12 protein-coding genes are annotated in these 17,586 nt (G+C 59.7%); 6 read left to right on the top strand and 6 right to left on the bottom strand.

The window, feature by feature from the left end; genetic code table 11:
- Positions 1-65 precede the first annotated feature (65 nt).
- The 4 genes from ACUZ9Q_RS03500 (at position 66) to ACUZ9Q_RS03515 (ending at position 9,495) form a co-directional block, all read left to right on the top strand.
- Positions 66-3,218, top strand: coding sequence for an MdtB/MuxB family multidrug efflux RND transporter permease subunit (locus tag ACUZ9Q_RS03500; RefSeq protein WP_227118743.1), 3,153 nt, complete (start codon positions 66-68; stop codon positions 3,216-3,218).
- Complete coding sequence (locus tag ACUZ9Q_RS03505; RefSeq protein WP_227118744.1) at positions 3,215-6,565, top strand: efflux RND transporter permease subunit; 3,351 nt, start codon at positions 3,215-3,217, stop codon at positions 6,563-6,565. Before ACUZ9Q_RS03500 ends, ACUZ9Q_RS03505 begins: the two co-directional genes overlap by 4 nt.
- Before the next feature lie 47 nt (positions 6,566-6,612).
- On the top strand, positions 6,613-8,238 hold the full coding sequence (locus ACUZ9Q_RS03510) for a diguanylate cyclase (RefSeq protein ID WP_192113639.1): 1,626 nt from the start codon (positions 6,613-6,615) through the stop codon (positions 8,236-8,238).
- Positions 8,239-8,319: 81 nt separating this feature from the next.
- The gene (locus ACUZ9Q_RS03515) at positions 8,320-9,495 is read left to right on the top strand and encodes an aminotransferase class I/II-fold pyridoxal phosphate-dependent enzyme (RefSeq protein ID WP_449247334.1); all 1,176 of its coding nucleotides are present in this window, start codon (positions 8,320-8,322) and stop codon (positions 9,493-9,495) included.
- 77 nt (positions 9,496-9,572) lie between these two features.
- On the opposite strand, the gene ACUZ9Q_RS03520 is transcribed toward ACUZ9Q_RS03515, so the two are convergent.
- The 4 genes from ACUZ9Q_RS03520 to ACUZ9Q_RS03535 form a co-directional block, all read right to left on the bottom strand.
- The gene (locus tag ACUZ9Q_RS03520) at positions 9,573-9,860 is read right to left on the bottom strand and encodes an HMA2 domain-containing protein (RefSeq protein WP_449247335.1); all 288 of its coding nucleotides are present in this window, start codon (positions 9,858-9,860) and stop codon (positions 9,573-9,575) included.
- A complete protein-coding gene (locus tag ACUZ9Q_RS03525; RefSeq protein ID WP_215647148.1) occupies positions 9,838-11,973 on the bottom strand; it encodes a heavy metal translocating P-type ATPase in 2,136 nt (711 codons plus the stop codon). The genes ACUZ9Q_RS03520 and ACUZ9Q_RS03525 overlap by 23 nt, the downstream gene beginning before the upstream one ends.
- Positions 11,974-12,122: 149 nt before the next feature.
- Positions 12,123-12,377, bottom strand: coding sequence for a hypothetical protein (locus tag ACUZ9Q_RS03530; RefSeq protein ID WP_192113635.1), 255 nt, complete (start codon positions 12,375-12,377; stop codon positions 12,123-12,125).
- Between the two features lie 158 nt (positions 12,378-12,535).
- The gene (locus tag ACUZ9Q_RS03535) at positions 12,536-12,784 is read right to left on the bottom strand and encodes a FeoA family protein (protein ID WP_022658134.1); all 249 of its coding nucleotides are present in this window, start codon (positions 12,782-12,784) and stop codon (positions 12,536-12,538) included.
- 202 nt (positions 12,785-12,986) lie between these two features.
- On the opposite strand from ACUZ9Q_RS03535, the gene ACUZ9Q_RS03540 reads away from it, so the two are divergent.
- On the top strand, positions 12,987-13,517 hold the full coding sequence (locus ACUZ9Q_RS03540; RefSeq protein WP_227118746.1) for a hypothetical protein: 531 nt from the start codon (positions 12,987-12,989) through the stop codon (positions 13,515-13,517).
- A complete protein-coding gene (locus ACUZ9Q_RS03545; RefSeq protein ID WP_449247336.1) occupies positions 13,517-13,909 on the top strand; it encodes a hypothetical protein in 393 nt (130 codons plus the stop codon). The genes ACUZ9Q_RS03540 and ACUZ9Q_RS03545 overlap by 1 nt, the downstream gene beginning before the upstream one ends.
- 288 nt (positions 13,910-14,197) lie before the next feature.
- On the opposite strand, the gene acs is transcribed toward ACUZ9Q_RS03545, so the two are convergent.
- Together acs and ACUZ9Q_RS03555 are read right to left on the bottom strand one after the other, a co-directional pair.
- Positions 14,198-16,243 (bottom strand): acetate--CoA ligase, encoded by a 2,046-nt coding sequence (gene acs / locus ACUZ9Q_RS03550; protein ID WP_449247337.1) that lies wholly within the window; start codon positions 16,241-16,243, stop codon positions 14,198-14,200.
- 565 nt (positions 16,244-16,808) lie between these two features.
- Complete coding sequence (locus ACUZ9Q_RS03555; RefSeq protein WP_449247338.1) at positions 16,809-17,582, bottom strand: Maf family protein; 774 nt, start codon at positions 17,580-17,582, stop codon at positions 16,809-16,811.
- Positions 17,583-17,586: the final 4 nt, after the last annotated feature.

Here is a 17,586-nt window from a genome sequence, read left to right on the forward strand (position 1 = left end):
TCCCGGCTTTGCCGGAGTGCCCTCCGTGTCTTCCACCCCTTCCCGCAAGGGGGAGCATCCTCCATATGAACCTATCGCGCATATTCATTTTACGGCCCATCGCCACCTCGCTGCTCATGGTGGCCCTGTTTCTTTCAGGGCTGCTGGGTTACCGCTATTTGCCCGTGGCGGCCCTGCCGCAGATAGATTACCCCACCATTCAGGTCCAGACGCTCTATCCCGGCGCATCGCCTGATGTTATGGCCTCTGTCATCACGGCCCCCCTTGAGCGCCAGTTTGGCCTCATGCCCGGCCTTGTGCAGATGAGTTCCCTTTCCTCCGCTGGCGCCTCGGTGGTGACCCTGCAATTCGACCTCACCTTGCCCCTGGATGTGGCCGAGCAGGAAGTGCAGGCGGCTATCAACGCCGCAAATAACCTGCTGCCCAGCGATCTGCCTTCGCCGCCCATTTACAACAAGGTCAATCCGGCTGATCCCCCGGTTATCACCCTTGCCGTCACCAGCGACGCCATGCCCCTCACCCGGTTGGAAGACCTGGTAGACACACGCATGGCTCAGAAAATTTCGCAACTGCCCGGCGTGGGCCTTGTGACTCTTTCTGGCGGGCAGCGCCCCGCTGTGCGGGTACAGGTGAACCCCAAGGCGCTGGCCAACGCGGGCCTTACCCTGGCGGATGTGCGCACGGCCATTTCCAAGGCCAACGTCAACAATGCCAAGGGCAGCTTTGACGGCCCGGAACGGGCCAGCACCATTGATGCCAACGATCAGCTTGCTTCTGCCGATGCCTATGCCGAAGCCATCATCGGTTACAAGGACGGCGGCCCACTGCGCCTGCGCGATGTGGCCGAAGTGGTGGAGGGTGCCGAGAACGCCCGCCTCGCGGCCTATGTGGCAGGGGAGGGCATGAGCTTTCGGCCTGCTATTGTACTCTCGGTGCAGCGTCAGCCAGGAGCCAACGTCATAGACGTTGCGGACAGGGTTTTGCGGCTTCTGCCCGTTCTCAAACAGACCTTGCCCGGCAATGTGGACGTGCGCGTGGTTACGGACCGCACCACAACCATCCGCGCCACAGTACACGATGTGCAGCTTGAACTGCTGCTGGCTGTGGCGCTGGTGATCTGGGTTATCTGGCTGTTTTTGCGCAATGCCAGAGCCACCATTATTCCTGCTCTGGCTGTGCCTCTTTCGCTGGTGGGCACCCTTGGCGTCATGCATCTTGCCGGGTACTCGCTAAACAACCTCACGCTCATGGCTCTGGTTATCGCCACCGGCTTTGTGGTGGATGACGCCATTGTGGTGATTGAAAATATCTCGCGCTATCTGGAGCAGGGGCAAAAACCCGTGCAGGCCGCTCTGACCGGGGCAGGGCAGATAGGCTTTACCATTATTTCGCTGACAATTTCGCTGGTGGCGGTGCTTATTCCCCTGTTGTTCATGGGAGATGTGGTGGGGCGGCTGTTCCGCGAATTTGCGGTAACCCTGGCCGTGACCATTCTTATTTCTGCGGTTATTTCGCTCACGCTCACACCCATGCTCTGCGCCGTTATGCTGCGGCCCGAGCAACATGACGGTAACCACTCGCAGCAAGGAGACGGCAGCTTTTTTACTCGTCTGCTCGCCTGGTATGAAGAAAAACTCGACTGGGTACTGCAACACCAGAGCCTGACCCTGGCAGTGGCAGTGGGTACGCTGGTACTCACGGTTCTGCTGTATATTGGCGTACCCAAAGGATTTTTCCCCGTGCAGGATACGGGCGTCATTCAGGGGATGGCCGAAGCGCCGCAGGATACGTCCTTTGAGGCCATGGCAGGGCGGCAACGCCAACTGGCCGACCTCATACTGCAAGACCCGGCGGTGGAGAGCGTGGTGTTTTTTGTGGGTGTGGACGGCGTCAACCAGAGCATGGGCACCTCGCGCCTTTCGGTGGAACTGAAGCCGCTGGAAGACCGCGATGCCCGCGCGCCAGCCATAGCGCGCCGCATTATGGAAAAATCCACCGCCCTGCCCGGCATGACCCTGTATTTGCAGCCTGTGCAGGACCTGACCATTGAAGACCGCATTTCGCGCACCCAGTACCAGTTTTCAATAGAAGCGCTGGACAGGGATCAGCTGGATCACTGGTTGCCGCGCATTGTGAATGCTCTTTCCCAGCGGCCAGAGCTTGAAATGGTCACGAGCGACTACCAGAATCCGGGCCGCATGGCATGGCTGAACATTAACCGTGACGCCGCTGGCCGCCTTGGCATAAGCATGTCGACCATTGACAACGCCCTGTACGACGCCCTTGGGCAGCGGCTGATTTCAACCATTTTCACGCAGACCAACCAGTACAAGGTCGTGCTTGAAACCGCCCCACGTTTCCGCCTGGGGCCGCAGTCCATTGAAAATATCTATGTTACGGGCGGCGACGGCAAACCTGTGCCGCTCACAAGCCTGGCAACGCTTGAAGAGCGCCCTGTGCGGCTCTCCATTGCGCGTCAGGGGCAGTTCCCTGTGGCGACCATTTCTTTCAACGTGGCGCGCGGCTCTTCGCTGGGCGCGGCGGTCAAAGCTGTGGAAGAAACCGAAAAAGAACTGGAGCTGCCCACGGCCCTGCGCACCCAGTTGCAGGGCGCGGCCAAGGCCTTCACCACATCTACGGACAATCAGGTCTGGCTTATTCTGGCCGCGATTATCACCATGTATATCGTGCTGGGCGTGCTCTACGAAAGTTACGTTCACCCCGTCACCATTCTTTCCACCCTGCCGTCTGCGGGCGTGGGGGCGCTGCTGGCCCTGATACTGGCAGATATGGATCTTGGCGTGGTGGGCATCATCGGCATCATCCTGCTCATCGGCATCGTCAAGAAAAACGCCATCATGATGATCGACTTTGCGCTGGATGCAGAACGCAACGAAGGCAAGGAGCCGCTTGCCGCCATTCGTCAGGCCTGCCTGCTGCGTCTGCGGCCCATCCTCATGACCACAATGGCGGCCCTGCTGGGCGCACTGCCCCTCATGGTCGGATGGGGCATGGGCGCGGAACTGCGGCGGCCACTGGGCGTGACCATGGTGGGCGGGCTTATTTTCAGCCAGGCGCTCACCCTGTTCACAACGCCTGTCATCTATCTGTGGTTTGACCGCGTGAGCCGTCGCTTCAAGGGCCATAAGGCAGCCAGCGGGGCAGGGCAGGAAGGAACCGGAGCCCGGAGCAAGTCACCGCAAGAGGCCCGGCCATGAGTACAGACCGGCAAGACGCGGAAAATCCGCCTCTGCAAGGCCGTTCTGCTGAACAGGCCGACAATGCCGCCACCCCGGTCAGGCCGGAGGGACATGCCCGCCCTGGCCGTGCGAGCAGGCTCAAAGCCCTGCTGGAACAGGGCCGCAGGCACCGTTTTGGCCCTGAGGCGCTGCCAGCCAATCTTTCCGCTCCTTTCATCCGGCGGCCTGTAGCCACAGCCTTGCTGACATTTGCCATTGCCCTTGCGGGCATAGTGGCTTTTGGCCTGTTGCCCGTGGCTCCCTTGCCGCAGGTGGATTTTCCCGTGGTGATCGTGCGCGCCAAGCTGCCCGGCGCAGGGCCGGAAACCATGGCCGCCACGGTGGCCACCCCCCTTGAACGTTCGCTTGGGCGCATTGCCGGGGTCACGGAAATGACCTCCAGTAGCACATTGTCCAATACGGAAGTCATCCTTCAGTTCGACCTTGACAGAAACATTGATGGCGCGGCCAGAGACGTGCAGTCGTCCATCAACGCCGCCCGCTCCAATCTGCCTACCATGCCCTCCAACCCTACCTACCGTAAGGTGAATCCGGCGGGCGCGCCCATCATGATCCTGGCCATTACCTCTGACGTGCTGACCCGTACCCAGTTGTACGATGCGGCCTCCACCGTGCTTGCGCAGAAAATTTCGCAACTGCCGGGCGTTGGCGAGGTCATTGTGGGCGGCGGCGCGCTGCCCGCCGTGCGGGTGGACGTGATTCCCGATGCGCTCAACCGCGCTGGCCTGACCATGAGCGATGTGCGCACCGCCCTGGCGGCTGCCAACGCCTTCATGCCCAAGGGGCAGGTGGAGAGCGGCGGTCAGTTCTGGCTGATCGGGGCCAGCGACCAGTTGCGCAAGTCTGAAGACTACAAATCTCTCATTGTTGCCCGCAGGGGGGATAAAACCGTACGGCTTTCCGATGTCGCCGAGGTCAAGGACGGGCCGGAAGACGTGCGCGCCATGGCAGTATCTGACGGCAAACCGGCGGTGCTGCTGATTGTGTTCCGTTCGCCTGGGGCCAACATTATTGAGACAGTTGATCAGGTAAAAGAAATGCTGCCGCAGTTGCGCTCATGGCTGCCGGAGAGTGCTGATCTGGGGCAGAGGCTTGACCGCTCGCTGACCATCCGCGCCTCGCTGCGCGAAGTGGAAAAAAGCCTGGCGCTTTCCATGGCCCTGGTGGTGCTGGTGACGTTTCTGTTTTTACGCAACGGCAGGGCCACGGCCATTCCGGCGGTGGCGGCTCCCGTGTCCTTGCTGGCGACCTTTGGCGTCATGTACTTGTGCGGGTATAGTCTGGATAATCTTTCCCTCATGGCCCTGACGGTTTCCACTGGCTTTGTGGTGGACGACGCCATCGTGGTGCTTGAAAATATCGTGCGGCGGCTGGAAATGGGCGAAACACCCCTGCGCGCCGCCCTGCGCGGCGCTCGCGAGGTGGGTTTTACCGTCGTTTCCATCTCCATTTCGCTGGTGGCGGTATTCACGCCCATTCTGTTCATGGGTGGGTTGGTGGGACGGCTGTTCCGAGAATTTTCTGTGGTTCTCACCACTGCCGTGCTGGTTTCCATGGTTGTTTCGCTGACCACAACGCCCATGATGAGCGCCCGCCTGCTGCGCTCCAAGGCCCATGAGGAGGCCGCAGCGGATCAGGCTGCCCGGATGGGCGCTGGCGGGGTTGTGGGCTGGTGGAGGCGGTTGCTTGCCCGCGTGGGCGATTTCTGGGGGCGCATGCTCTCCGGCATGCAACAGGGGTATGCCGCAACCCTGCCCGTGGTGCTGCGGCACCCGCGCCTGACCATCTGCTCGCTGTTGGTGGTCATTGCTGCCAATGTGTGGATGTACGTGGTTGTGCCAAAAGGATTTTTCCCGCAGCAGGATACAGGCGTCATCATGGGCGGCATACGTGCCGACCAGAGCGCTTCGTTCCAGGCCATGCAGGAAAAGCTGCGCAAGCTCATCGGCGTTATCAAAGCCGATCCAGCCGTGCAGCACGTTTCGGGCCATATCAACGGCGGGCGCGGCGGCGGTGGGGTGTTCATAGCCCTCAAGCCCTTGCCGGAGCGCAAGATAGACGCCATGGGCGTCATCGGGCGGCTGCGCGCCAAGCTGGCTGCGGAGCCGGGCTTGCAGATTTTTTTGCAACCGGCTCAGGATATCATGATGGGCGGGCGCGGCTCGCGCTCGCAGTACCAGTATACCTTGCAGGCCGATAATCTGGACGATCTGCGCTCATGGGGGCGCAAGTTGCAAAGGGCTATGGCCGCCAACCCCCTGTTCAAGGATGTGGACAGCGATATTGAGGAGCGCGGCCTTGAAACGCTGGTCAAGGTGGATCGTGACGCCCTGGCCCGCTACGGCCTGAGCATGAAGGATGTGGACGCCGCCCTTGGCAATGCCTTTGGACAAAGTCAGGCATCGACTATCTATCAGGATAAAAACCAGTATCATGTGGTGCTGGAATACGGGCCGGACTGGCTGGCCGGGGCCGATGCCCTTGGCAAGGTGCGCCTGCCGGGCGCCAACGGTCTTGTGCCGCTGCTCAGCGTCGCCACTGTGGTTCCCGCTTTTGCGCCCCTTTCTGTGGCGCATCAGGGGCAGTTTGCCGCAGTGACCATCTCTTTCAACCTTGCGCCCGGCGTGTCGCTTTCTCAGGCGCAAGAGGCCCTGGCTGCCATCAAGGCGGAGCTTGCCATGCCGTCTTCTGTGGTGAGCGGCTTTCAGGGCACGGCAAAAATGTTCAGCGATACCGCGGGCAATCAGGTTGTGCTGGTGCTGGCGGCTCTGGCCGCGCTGTATATCGTGCTGGGTATGCTTTACGAAAGCCTCATCCATCCGCTGACCATTCTTTCAACCCTGCCTTCGGCGGGCGGCGGGGCCTTGCTGGCCTTGATGGCCTGCGGCATGGAGTTCAGCGTTATTGCGCTTATCGGCGTGTTGCTGCTCTGCGGCATTGTCAAAAAGAACGCCATCATGATGATCGACTTTGCTCTGGAGGCTTCGCGCACGCGCAATCTGCCGCCGGACAAAGCCATTTTTGAGGCCTGCATGCTGCGCTTCCGGCCCATTATGATGACCACGGCTGCGGCCATTCTTGGCGCTGTGCCTCTGGCCCTTGGGCATGGCGACGGCGCGGAAATCCGTCAGCCTCTGGGCGTCACCATTGTGGGCGGCCTGCTGGTCAGCCAGTTGCTGACGCTCTACACGACCCCGGTGGTCTATCTGTGCCTTGATCGACTGAGCCGCCGCTTCAACCTCTGGCGCAAAACACGGCGTCGGGCAGTGGCGCGGCAGAGTAAGGAAATCATAGTTAAACTGTAAGTTTTCTGCGTAGCCCCATTGTCCTTTGCCTGCATTTGGGAAAGGATATGGTCATTCCCCCACCTGATGATCCAGCGAGGAATGCCATGTACCACCACACGCTGCACATCCTGCTGTTCAGTTCCGATCCTTTGCTGGAGGCTTTGTTGCGCGCTGCCGCGCCACGTCCCGGCTTTGCCCACATATTCAGTACCGGGCAAAATCCCGAGTCTGACACGCTGGCCCAATGCGCCGGGGCCGATATTGTGTTGCTGGACGCGTCCCGGCTTGGGCATCTGCCCGCCATGCGCCGCGCTGCCAGACCTGACGCCCTTTTCATCTTTGCGGGCGATGCCCAGCCGGAGGCAGAATCTCTGCCGCTGCTCGATGATGTATGGCTTGGCCCCGCAAGCGCCAGCCTGTACGACTTTCACGTGGCGCGCCTGCTGGATGCGGTGCGCCAGCGCCGGGATCATGACCTCACAAACCTGCACCTGAACACGGTCATTGATTTGACCACGGACCTTGTGTGGTTCAAGGATGCCAAGGGCGCGCACGTTAAGGTGAACGAAGCTTTTTGCCGTCTTGTGGGCAAGAGCCGTGAGGTTGTTGAAGGGCGCGGGCATTACTTTATATGGGATATTGAGCCGGAGGAATATGCGCAGGGCGAATTTGTCTGTCTTGAGACGGATCAGATCGTTATGAACTCGCGCGAGGTCGGGGTGTTTGACGAAGTGGTCAAGGCTCCGCAGGGCATGCGCCAGTTCAGGACGCGCAAGGCCCCCCTGTTCAATGCCGATGGCAGGGTTATGGGAACCGTGGGTATTGCCCGCGATGTGACCGATATTGCCAACATGACTGCGGAGCTTGACCTTGTTTTGCAAAGTATCCCGTATGCTGTCATGCTTCTGGACGCGGACAGGCGTATTGTCAATTTTAACGACCGGTTTAGAAAGCTCTTTGGCATCACGGATACGGATTACATCATCGGCGAAAAGCGCGAGGTTTTCCGCAAAAAGGCCATTGAGCGATTGGGCTTTGCCCGTAAGGGAAAGCACGTCAAAATGCGGTCAGCCGTGGACGGACATGAGCGCTTTATTGATATGTATGAGGAGAATATCCTCGACATATTCAACAATGTGATCGGCATGATCTGCATCTATCGGGATGTTACCCGGCAGCGGCAGATTGAAAAGAGGCTCAAGGAGCGGGCCAATACGGATGAACTGACGGGTCTTTTCAACCGCCATTATTTTTTCAGGCAGATACCTGTTGCCTTGCCTCTTGGCGCGGGGCTTGCCTATGTGGATCTGGACAACTTCAAGTACGTCAACGACAAGTTCGGCCACGACACCGGCGACAAAGCCCTGATGCTGACAGCCAAGTTGTTGCGCAAGCACCTGCGGGGCGCTGTGATCGCGCGCCTGGGCGGGGATGAGTTTGCCGCTTACCTGCCCGAAGGGTGTACGGAAGAAAGCCTGCGCACTTGCGCAAGCGATCTGCTGGCCGCCATGATTGACGCGTATGACGCGCACGAGGCATATCAGGGGCTTTCGGCCAGCATTGGCGTTGCGCTGGTTGAGGATCAGGGGCTTTCGCGCGAAGATCTGGTGCGGCGGGGCGATCTGGCCATGTACACGGCAAAGCGCCTTGGCAAGAGAGGTTACTGTTTTTACACAACCAGCCTTGAGTAGCGGGCAGGGCGTTCCCTGTGGAAACGCCCCCTGTCACAGGGCAGACACGGGCCGGGTACGGGCCGGATTCGGGTGCAGACCATGCGTATTCCAGCATTTGAGCTTGAAGTATTTTTTGGCAAATACGAATTTTCCACGCCATATCTTCTGGCGCAGTCAGACTGCGAGGCCTTGAGTATAGATGCCCTGCTGGGGTTGGAGCCGGATGCGGCCTCAGCCCGGCAGGATTTTTTGAATACCAGCCTCGGCTATGGCGAAAACAACGGCAGGCCCGATCTTCGCCGCGCGGTGGCGGGCCTGTACGCAAACATGCCCGAAGAAAATGTGGTGCTGTTTACCGGCGCGCAGGAGGGCATTTTTGCCTGCATGAATTCCCTGCTTGAGCCGGGCGACCACGTGGTGTGTATGTTCCCGGCCTATCAGTCCTTGTATGAGGTGGCCCGAAGCATGGGCTGCCAAGTGGACTTCTGGCATCTGCGACAGACGGAGCAGGGCTGGCTGGGTGATATGGACGAACTGGCCGCACTGCTGCGGCCCGACACCAAGGCCATTGTGCTCAATACGCCGAACAATCCCACGGGTTTTACCCTGAATCGGGAACAGACCGGCAGGTTGTGCGAGCTGGCCCGCCAGCGTGGAGCCTGGATTTTCTGCGATGAAGTCTACCGGGGATTGGGCTGGAACCCGGAAAGTGCAAAGTCAGGGGCCACTGCAGGTGCGCAGCGGGCAGGAGACAATGCGCCCTGGATTGCAGATGCGTATGAAAAGGGTATTTCGCTCGGCGTGCTCAGCAAGGCCTATGGCCTGCCGGGTTTGCGCGTGGGGTGGCTGGCCTGCCGGGACACCGCGTTGATGGAAGACGTGGCGCGCTACAAAAACTATCTGAGCATTTGCGGGGCAACGCCTTCAGAGGCACTGGCCCTTGTGGCTCTGCGGCATGGGGAGCATCTGCTGGCAAAAAACCGGGGCATTATCAGCGAGAACCTCAAGACGGCAGACGCTTTTTTTGCCCGCCATGCCCACCTCTTTACCTATAACCGCCCTCAGGCTGGCCCCATTGGCTTTCCTCGCATACGGCTCAGCGAGCCTGTGGCGGATTTTTGCGAAAGGCTGGCTCATGAAGCAGGGGTTTTGTTGTTGCCGGGTTCAGTATACGGCATCAAGGAACCGTATTTCCGCATGGGTTATGGCCGTAAAAGTTTTGCGGCCCACCTCGCCCGGTTTGAAGAATGGCTGGTGAAAAAGGGACTTGCGTAAAAATGGCTTAAAATGTTTGGGGCTCGCCCCACCATGTGCAGCAAACCCCGCAAGGCTAAGCCTTGCGGGGTTTGTTTTCAGAATTGAGGAATGGCGCTGTCTTTGCCTGCGTTGACGGCATCAAGATACCGCGCCCAGGCTTCGCCAATGGCAAAAAGCTTTTCGCGGGGGATTGCCGCGCTGTCATACGTAATCAGTATGGAGCCGCTGACGCTGTTGCCCTCCACAGCATGAACACCGTTGATGGCGCTCATTTTTTCGCGGGCCAGCCGCAGCACGCTTTCGTGCCGCAGGGCGGGGTGGCGTATGCGCACCCTGCCGTCTACAAAACTGCGCACATACCTAAGCAGATGGATGGCGTTCATAATGGAACTCCTCGCCGGGCAGACTTTTCGGCAGGTGGGGGCGCATGGCGTTAAGGGCAACGCCAAGGGTGGTCAGGTTGTGCAGCAGGGCGGAAACTCCCGGCCCAAGCACCATGAACAGGCCTCCCATCAGGAACAGGCTGTTAAGGGTCATTGTGGCCACAAAATTCCCGTGAATGCGGCGCAGGGTGTGGTTGCCCAGCAGGCGGGCGCTGATCAGCCCCTCAAGGCTGGGATGGGTCAGCAGCACGTTGGCAACTTCGCGGGCCAGATCTGTGCCGTCGCTCATGGCAACGCCCACATGCGCCGCTGACAGGGCAGGGGCATCGTTGATGCCGTCGCCCACCATAAGCACCTTGCAGCCTTCTGCCGCCAGTTCCTGCACAATGCGGGCTTTGTCCGTGGGCAGCACCTGAGCCCGAAATTCCGTAATGCCCACCTGTGCAGCTACGGCTCTGGCCGTGCGCTCGTCATCGCCCGTCAGCATGAGCACCCGGCGCATGCCAAGGCCGCGCATGGCTTCAACCACACGTGCCGCCTCGGGCCGCAGGGGATCTTCAATGGACACCAGCCCGGCGGCCTGCCCGTCCTCGCTCATGAACAGCAGGGAACGGCCAAGCTCGGTCTGCTGGCCGATAGCTTCAGCAAGGGGCGAAAGGTCAACGCCTTCGTCGTGCTCAATGTAGTGGCGGCTTCCCACCCGCATTTTTTTACCGTGCAGGGTGGAGGCAACGCCGTGCGCCACCACGTATTCCACGTGGGCGTGTTCCTCTGCGTGTTGCAGGCCTTCTTCCTCAGCCTTGCGCACAACGGCGCGGGCCACAGGGTGGGGAAAATGTTCTTCAAGGCAGGCCATGATGCGCAGCACTTCGTCACGCTCAAAGCCAGGGGCCGGGATGACCTCCACAACCTTGGGGCTGGCCTGGGTGAGGGTGCCAGTTTTATCAAAGACCAGCGTATCAGCTTCGCTCAGGGCCTCAAGGTAACGGCCGCCCTTGATGGCAATGCCGTGGCGCGCGCCTTCGCGCATGGAGGCCAGCACCGCCAGCGGCGTGGCGAGCTTGAGGGCGCACGAGTAATCCACCAGCAGCACGGAAGATGCGCGGCGGAAATCGCGGGTGATCAGCCACACCAGCCCGGCAAGGCCAAAGGTAAAGGGCACGGCCAGATCAGCCAGCCGTTCAAATTTGCCCTGCACGCCCGCCTTGAGCGATTCGGATTCTTCAATAAATTTTACAACCTGCCGCAGGCGTGTGCCATCGCCCACATGGCGGGCGCGGATCACAAGCCGCCCTTCTTCAAGGGCTGTGCCGGCGTATACAGAAGCACCCTCAGTGCGGCGCACGCCAAGGGGTTCACCAGTCATGGACGACTGGTTCACAAGGCCGCAGCCTTCGGCAACCTCGCCGTCCACCGGGATGGAGCCGCCAGCATGCACAACCACAAGGTCGCCCTCGCGCACCTGCGCCAGGGGAACGGAAACTTCTGTGCCGTCTACCAGCAGCCAGACGTTTTCCACATTCAGGGCAAGGCTTTCGGTCAGCGAAGCCATGGAGCGGCGTCTTGTCCAGTCTTCAAGGGTTTCGCCCAGTCCCAGCAGCAGGGTAAGCATGCTGACCGTGCGGAAGTCCCCCATGATGAGCGACGCGCCAATGGCGGCAGCGTCCAGAACGTCAACGCTCAGGGTGCCGCGCAAAAGCGCGCCCAGACCTTTGAACAAAAAGGGCAGCGCGCCCATAACGCTGTTGAATACGCGCAGTGCCAGCGGCAAAAAGGGGCGCACAAAAACATAGCGCACCAGAGGCATAAACCCCTGACCGGGCGAAAGAGCACTCTCGTAGTGCTGCCCCTGGATATCAAACTGACCGCCAGCATCGGCCGCGCCCACCAGTAGGGTGAGAGCGGTAACGCGCGTTTCTTCGTTGTCATAAAAAATCAGCAGGCTGCCGATCAGGGCGTTGGCCCGTACTTCGGTGATGCCCTCAAGCGAGGTCAGTGCTCCCGCCAACGCCTCAATGCGCCCCTCGCCAAGGCAGCTTGATGCGCGCACGCGCATTCTGCCGGATTCTGGCGTCGTGATGCCACGCAATTCATGAACAATAAAAAAACGCATGCGCGCTCCTTGAAGCGAGGCGGCCTGAGCCGCACTGTCCTGAACGATCCTCTGCATGCGCGGAGGATGGAGAGTTTGCGTGCCGCCCGAATGTTCGGGCGGCACTGGCAGCTTCAGCACCGGAAAAGGCGGTGCAAACAACTGCGGGATTAGGCCTCGGCGGCATCCTTGGTGGTCTTGCGTTTTTCCGCAGCAAGGCGTGCCTCGGCGGTGAGGTCTTCCACATCTTCCTTGATGGCTTCGACCTTGCTCAGCAGGGCGTCTTTTACGTCCATGCCGCGGCTCAAAAGGTCAGTGGCCAGGGGCTTGAAATCCAGCTTGCCCTTGCTTACGGCCACCGCGCCGAGCACGCCAAGGGCAACGCCGCCCAAAAACCACAAACCGCACTTCATGCCTTCGTTCATTTTCCTTCTCCTTGCTCGTGTGTGTCCAGATTCGGTCAGCGATTCCAGCATGCGGCAGATGGCCGAATCGAGATAATAGTCCAGCCTCCGTCCGGTCGCTCACTTGCGACCGGACGGTAAAACTGGCAAATTTTCAGGGTAGGATGCTTAGATAAAAGCTAGCTGGACGCGCCGGAAAGGTCAACTTTGATGAAGTCGGCTTCGCTGTTGCGCAAGGAGATGGTTACGCCTGAAAGGCGCAAGGCGACAGGATCCTTAAGAGGCGCGCGGCCTACAATGGATACCGTGGTGCCGGGGATAAGACCCATGTCGCGGATGCGGCGGTTCATTTCGCCAAGGGCTTCAACGGCTGCAATCTTTCCCTGCTGTCCTACTTGCATCTGACGCAGATTGACAATCTGGCTCATGCGTGCACTCTCTATGTTTGATGCTGGTGGCAAATTTGTTCAATGGCTTTTAACCGTTCTGGATGAGCAGGCCGGGTGTGTAACCCTTGCTGTAATCCACGGATCAACCTTGCCTTCATTACGGTTCTGTGTCAAGAGAAAAGAAAGTCGTTTTCAAATTTGATAGCAGATCAGGGCTTTAGCCCTGGAACAAGGAGAGGCCATGTTTCCTCAATATGTAGCACATAGTATGGAAGGCCGGGCGCGTTTGCGCCATCCTGCTCTGGGTGAGGTTGCCGTGCGCAGCGCTGTGCAGAAAACGCTTGGCAAAGAGAAGGACGTGCTTGAGGTGCGCCCCGGCTCTGAATCCATGCTGCTGATTCTCAAACCGGGTGTGGACGTTGCCAGCCTGTGCCAGCGGCTAGAGCAGAGCGTGCCGGTTCTGGCCCGTCCTCAGGCTGAGGTGGCTGCTGAGCTGCGCGCCGAGGCACGCGCCCGTCGGGGTGAGCAGTGGCGCAGCCAGCGCGGTGACAGCAGCGCTGCAACCAGGGGATTTTCCTCGGGCAGCAGGGGCGACAAAAGAAATATCCTGGGCATTTCGCAGCGAAAACTCGAAGTTCGGGCCATGCTGGGCGTGGCAGGGGTGTGCCTTGCTTCCGGCCTGTCCGGACCCAAGCCGCTGCATCTGCTGGCGGGCCTTGCCTGGGCTTTGATGGCCAGCCGCCACGTGTGGGTTCGGCGCAAGGCTGTTTAATGAAAGCTTCCCTTGACAGTGTACGCGCTGCCTGTACGCGCTGCGCCGCATTTACAGGCAAGTGGCTGCTGACGATATTTGTAGCTGTGGCAGCCTTTGCCCTTGCGGCGCAGGCCCTGGCTCTGGTGCTGGCGGCTCTTGCTCTTTTGGTAATTGCCTTGTGCCTTGCCTCCATGTGCATGCCTGAAGAAAGCCGGGCTGTGTGGGCGTGGATGCGCGACACGCTGGGGCGCTGGAGCGCTGTGGCTGGAACAGATAAGACGGATGAGGCGCAATCGCCCGATGAACCTGTGCAGAACGAATCGGCGCAAAATGAATCGGTGCAGGCGGCAGATACTGCCCCGCATGACCGGCAGAAAGGCGACTCCCGGCGGGAACAACCAGCAAAGTAATCAGAGCCTCTCAGGGAAATCTGTAAATCCGCAGTCAGCCACGGGCACTGGTCTGGCGGTAATATGGCGCGCAGATAATTTTTTTGCAGGCCAGCCCCGGAACATACCTCAATACCCTGCGTGATCATGCGGCCATGCTCATTTTACCAGTCTGGCTTTGCTGTACATCAGACAGCAGCACACCCCCGCGATGGCACAATCTGCGGGGGTGTGCTGTTTTGCCGGGACGTTGAGGGTGCGCCCCGGTTAGAGTGCAAAGCCGCTCCGGGCAGCCCTGCACCTGAAGTATCAGACCTGCGCGGTCTCGGCAGCGCCTTCGGGGGCGCTTTCCGTTTCGTGCCTGCCTGCAACAAGGTTGCGGTGTCCTTCAATTATTTTGCCGATGACTTCCGGTTCTGCCAGCGAAGTGGTGTCGCCGATGTCTTCATAGCTGTCGCCAGCGATCTTGCGCAGCATGCGGCGGATGATCTTGCCCGAGGTGGTCTTGGGCATGGCGTCCACAAACTGGATGAATTCCGGGCTGGCAAGCGCGCCGATGTCGCGGCGCACGGCATCGCGCAGTTTTACGCGCAGTTGCGCGCTCCACGGCACTTCATCCCGCGTGACCACATAGGCGTAGATGCCTTCGCCCTTGAGGGCGTGGGGCATGGGCACCACGGCGGCTTCGCCAACTTCGGGGCAGGCCGCCAGCACGGCTTCAATTTCTGCCGTGGAGAGCCGATGCCCCGACACGTTGATGGAGTCGTCCACGCGTCCCAGAATCCAGAAGTAGCCGTCCTGATCAACTTCTGCCGCATCGCCTGACGAATAACAGCCGAAGCGTGAGAAGTAGGACTGGTACTTTTCTTCATCATTATATACGCCCTGCATCATGCCGGGCCAGGGGCGTCGGATGACCAGATGCCCGGCCTTGCTGCCCGCTTCGGCTTCGTCGCCGTCACGCGAGGCCGTGCCAATAACGGCAGCGTCAATGCCGGGCAGGGGCTTGGAGGCCGAACCCGGTTTGAGCTTGGTGGCATAGGGCATGGGGGCAATCATGGCGCCGCCGGTTTCGGTCTGCCACCATGTGTCCACGATGGGCAGCTCGCCGCCGCCGATGTTCTTGTGGTACCAATGCCACGCCTCGGGGTTGATGGGTTCGCCCACGCTGCCAAGAATGCGCAGGCTGCGGAGGTCATAGCGTTCTGTCCAGGCCTCGTTCATACGCATGAGCGAGCGGATGACCGTGGGCGCGGTATAGAAGATGTTGACCCGGAAGTTCTCCACAATGCGCCAGTAGCGGTCAGGGTATGGCCATGTGGGCACGCCTTCAAACATGAGCGTGGTGGCCCCAAGCGAAAGCGGGCCGTACACGCCATAGGTGTGACCTGTGATCCAGCCTGCATCCGCCGTGCACCAGTACACATCGTCGTCGCGCATGTCGAAGCACCACTGCGTGGAGTGCGCCGCGTATGTGAGGTAGCCGCCAGTGGAATGCATGACGCCCGTGGGCTTGCCCGTACTGCCGCTTGTGTGCAGCAGAAAGAGCGTATCGTTGGCATCCATGGGCTCGCAGGGAAAGTCCGGGTTAAGGGTAAAGTCATCGATCAGGTCATGCCACCACACATCGCGGTTGCGCTGCATGTTCACGCCGTCAATGCCGGCATGCTTGACCACAACCACGTGCGCCACCGAGGGGCACTTTTCAAGGATGGGGTCAAGATTGGCCTTGAGGGGCTTGAACTTGCCGCCGCGCACCGCTGCGTCCGCCGTGATGACAACGCGCGCCTTGCAACCCTGAATACGGCTGCGCACGCCGCCCTCCGCATAGCCGGAAAAGATGGCCGTGTGGATGGCGCCAATGCGGGCGCAGGCCAGCATGGCGATAAAAAGTTCCGGGATCATGGGCATGTACAAAGCCACATGATCGCCCTTGCGGATGCGCAGCGAACTCAAAGCATGCGCAACGCGGCACACCTCGGTATAGAGCATCTGGTAGGTGTAGCAGCGAACGTCTGTTTCCTTCTCGCCCTGCCAGATAAGCGCGGCCTTGTTGCGCCGCCCAGAGATGAGATGCCTGTCGATACAGTTAAAGGAGGCATTAAGTTTGCCGCCTGTAAACCATCTGTATTTATGGTTTACCTCATCTGCTTCCAGCACTTTGTCCCAGCGTTTGAACCAATGGATCAACTGCGATGCTCGCGCACCCCAAAAGTCGTTGGGGTCTTCCAGTGCGCGGCTGCAGAGAGCGTCATATTCTTCTGGCCCACATACCCATGCAGAAGTTTTGCCGTGCTCAGGTGGAAGATAGCTGCGGTTCTCATTTAACAGCGTTGTGATCCTTTCCTGGGACATGATTAAATCCTCCCTCCTGTGTGTTGCATAGAATTTCTAGAGGTGAAATAATTCCATGGTACAGCACTAAAAATATTTTAGAGAGGCGTCAAGAGCCCGGAATTGATTGATCTTTCAGTCATGCCTGTACATAGTTTCACAAAGTGGCATAAATGGCAACCTAGGATACCAGTCCATGCGGATTGGAACGCCATACCAATTGAAGAAATAATTCACAATTAGCGGCAAACTTTTTTTCATTTTTTTTTGATTCTTTCAGTACCATCTTGGAAAGGGCAAAAAAAGCGCTCCTGCCTGCCAAAACGGCTTGGCTGAGGCACAGAAACCATCGCTAGGCGTTTGCGGTAATCCGGCGCGCAGTGGAAAAAAAGGGACATGGCCACGACGAGGGCAGCGGGGCAGCAGAGAATCTCTTGGCAGGGCAGGACAGGGATAGCAGAAGCATGGGCGCATATTTCCATGCTTTCGTGGCGCAAGGACGACTGATTGTGGGCCGTTGGGGAAGGGAAAGCAGTCATGACACAGCCCGGAGGGCAGCTGTGTCATGGCGAAAAGGGAGTATCTGTCAGGCGCAGGGCAGCATGAGGCCCCTGTCCAGCATGACCTGGGCAAGCTGGGTGACGGGCAGGCCCACGACGGTGCTCCATGAGCCGTCAACGCGCTCAACCAGCACGGCTCCCTGCCCCTGGATGGCATATGCGCCCGCTTTGTCGTGCGGCTCGCCAGTGTCCAGATAGGCTTGCAGCACAGGCTGAGGCCAGTGGTGGAAGATAACACGGCTGGTGTCGCTGAATGACAGCATGCGGTACGAATCGATACAGCATTCGTCTACATTGGGGCCAGTATTGGTGCCAGCAGATGCGGCGGCTGCTTGCACAGAGCCAATGGCTGCATCGGCAGGCAGGAGCAGGCACACGGCGCTGATAACTTCATGCCCGCGACCGTTGAGGCGCTCCAGCATGCGCAAGGCGTGAGCCGGGTTTTCCGGCTTGCCAAGAATATCGCCGTCCACGGCCACAACGGTATCTGCGGCCAGAATCACGGGCTGCAATTCATGGTTGGCTGCGCCTTGCTGGCGAACTGCATGGCCTGATGCCAGCGCCTTGGCAGCGGCCGCGCGGCGGGTATACGCCTCCGGGGATTCCCCCTGTTCCGGGCGTGGTTCATCAGCATTGGTGAGGGCCAGACGGAAGGGGACCCCCCATTCGTTCAAAAACTGCCGTCTGCGGGGCGAGGCCGAAGCCAGCAGCAATTCAAGGCCTGAGGCCATGCGGAACAGCGGGCGCAGCTGCGCGGACGTATCGGCAGGGGCCGGGCACGGGGCAAGATTGTAGGACATGGTA

The sequence above is a fragment of the Desulfovibrio desulfopostgatei genome (genome assembly GCF_053570645.1).

Coding starts and splice junctions, on each gene's coding strand:
- ACUZ9Q_RS03500 (WP_227118743.1), top strand. CDS start 66: ATGAACCTATCGCGCATATTCATTTTACGGCCCATCGCCACCTCGCTG.
- ACUZ9Q_RS03505 (WP_227118744.1), top strand. CDS start 3,215: ATGAGTACAGACCGGCAAGACGCGGAAAATCCGCCTCTGCAAGGCCGT.
- ACUZ9Q_RS03510 (WP_192113639.1), top strand. CDS start 6,613: ATGGTCATTCCCCCACCTGATGATCCAGCGAGGAATGCCATGTACCAC.
- ACUZ9Q_RS03515 (WP_449247334.1), top strand. CDS start 8,320: ATGCGTATTCCAGCATTTGAGCTTGAAGTATTTTTTGGCAAATACGAA.
- ACUZ9Q_RS03520 (WP_449247335.1), bottom strand. CDS start 9,860: ATGAACGCCATCCATCTGCTTAGGTATGTGCGCAGTTTTGTAGACGGC.
- ACUZ9Q_RS03525 (WP_215647148.1), bottom strand. CDS start 11,973: ATGCGTTTTTTTATTGTTCATGAATTGCGTGGCATCACGACGCCAGAA.
- ACUZ9Q_RS03530 (WP_192113635.1), bottom strand. CDS start 12,377: ATGAACGAAGGCATGAAGTGCGGTTTGTGGTTTTTGGGCGGCGTTGCC.
- ACUZ9Q_RS03535 (WP_022658134.1), bottom strand. CDS start 12,784: ATGAGCCAGATTGTCAATCTGCGTCAGATGCAAGTAGGACAGCAGGGA.
- ACUZ9Q_RS03540 (WP_227118746.1), top strand. CDS start 12,987: ATGTTTCCTCAATATGTAGCACATAGTATGGAAGGCCGGGCGCGTTTG.
- ACUZ9Q_RS03545 (WP_449247336.1), top strand. CDS start 13,517: ATGAAAGCTTCCCTTGACAGTGTACGCGCTGCCTGTACGCGCTGCGCC.
- acs (WP_449247337.1), bottom strand. CDS start 16,243: ATGTCCCAGGAAAGGATCACAACGCTGTTAAATGAGAACCGCAGCTAT.
- ACUZ9Q_RS03555 (WP_449247338.1), bottom strand. CDS start 17,582: ATGTCCTACAATCTTGCCCCGTGCCCGGCCCCTGCCGATACGTCCGCG.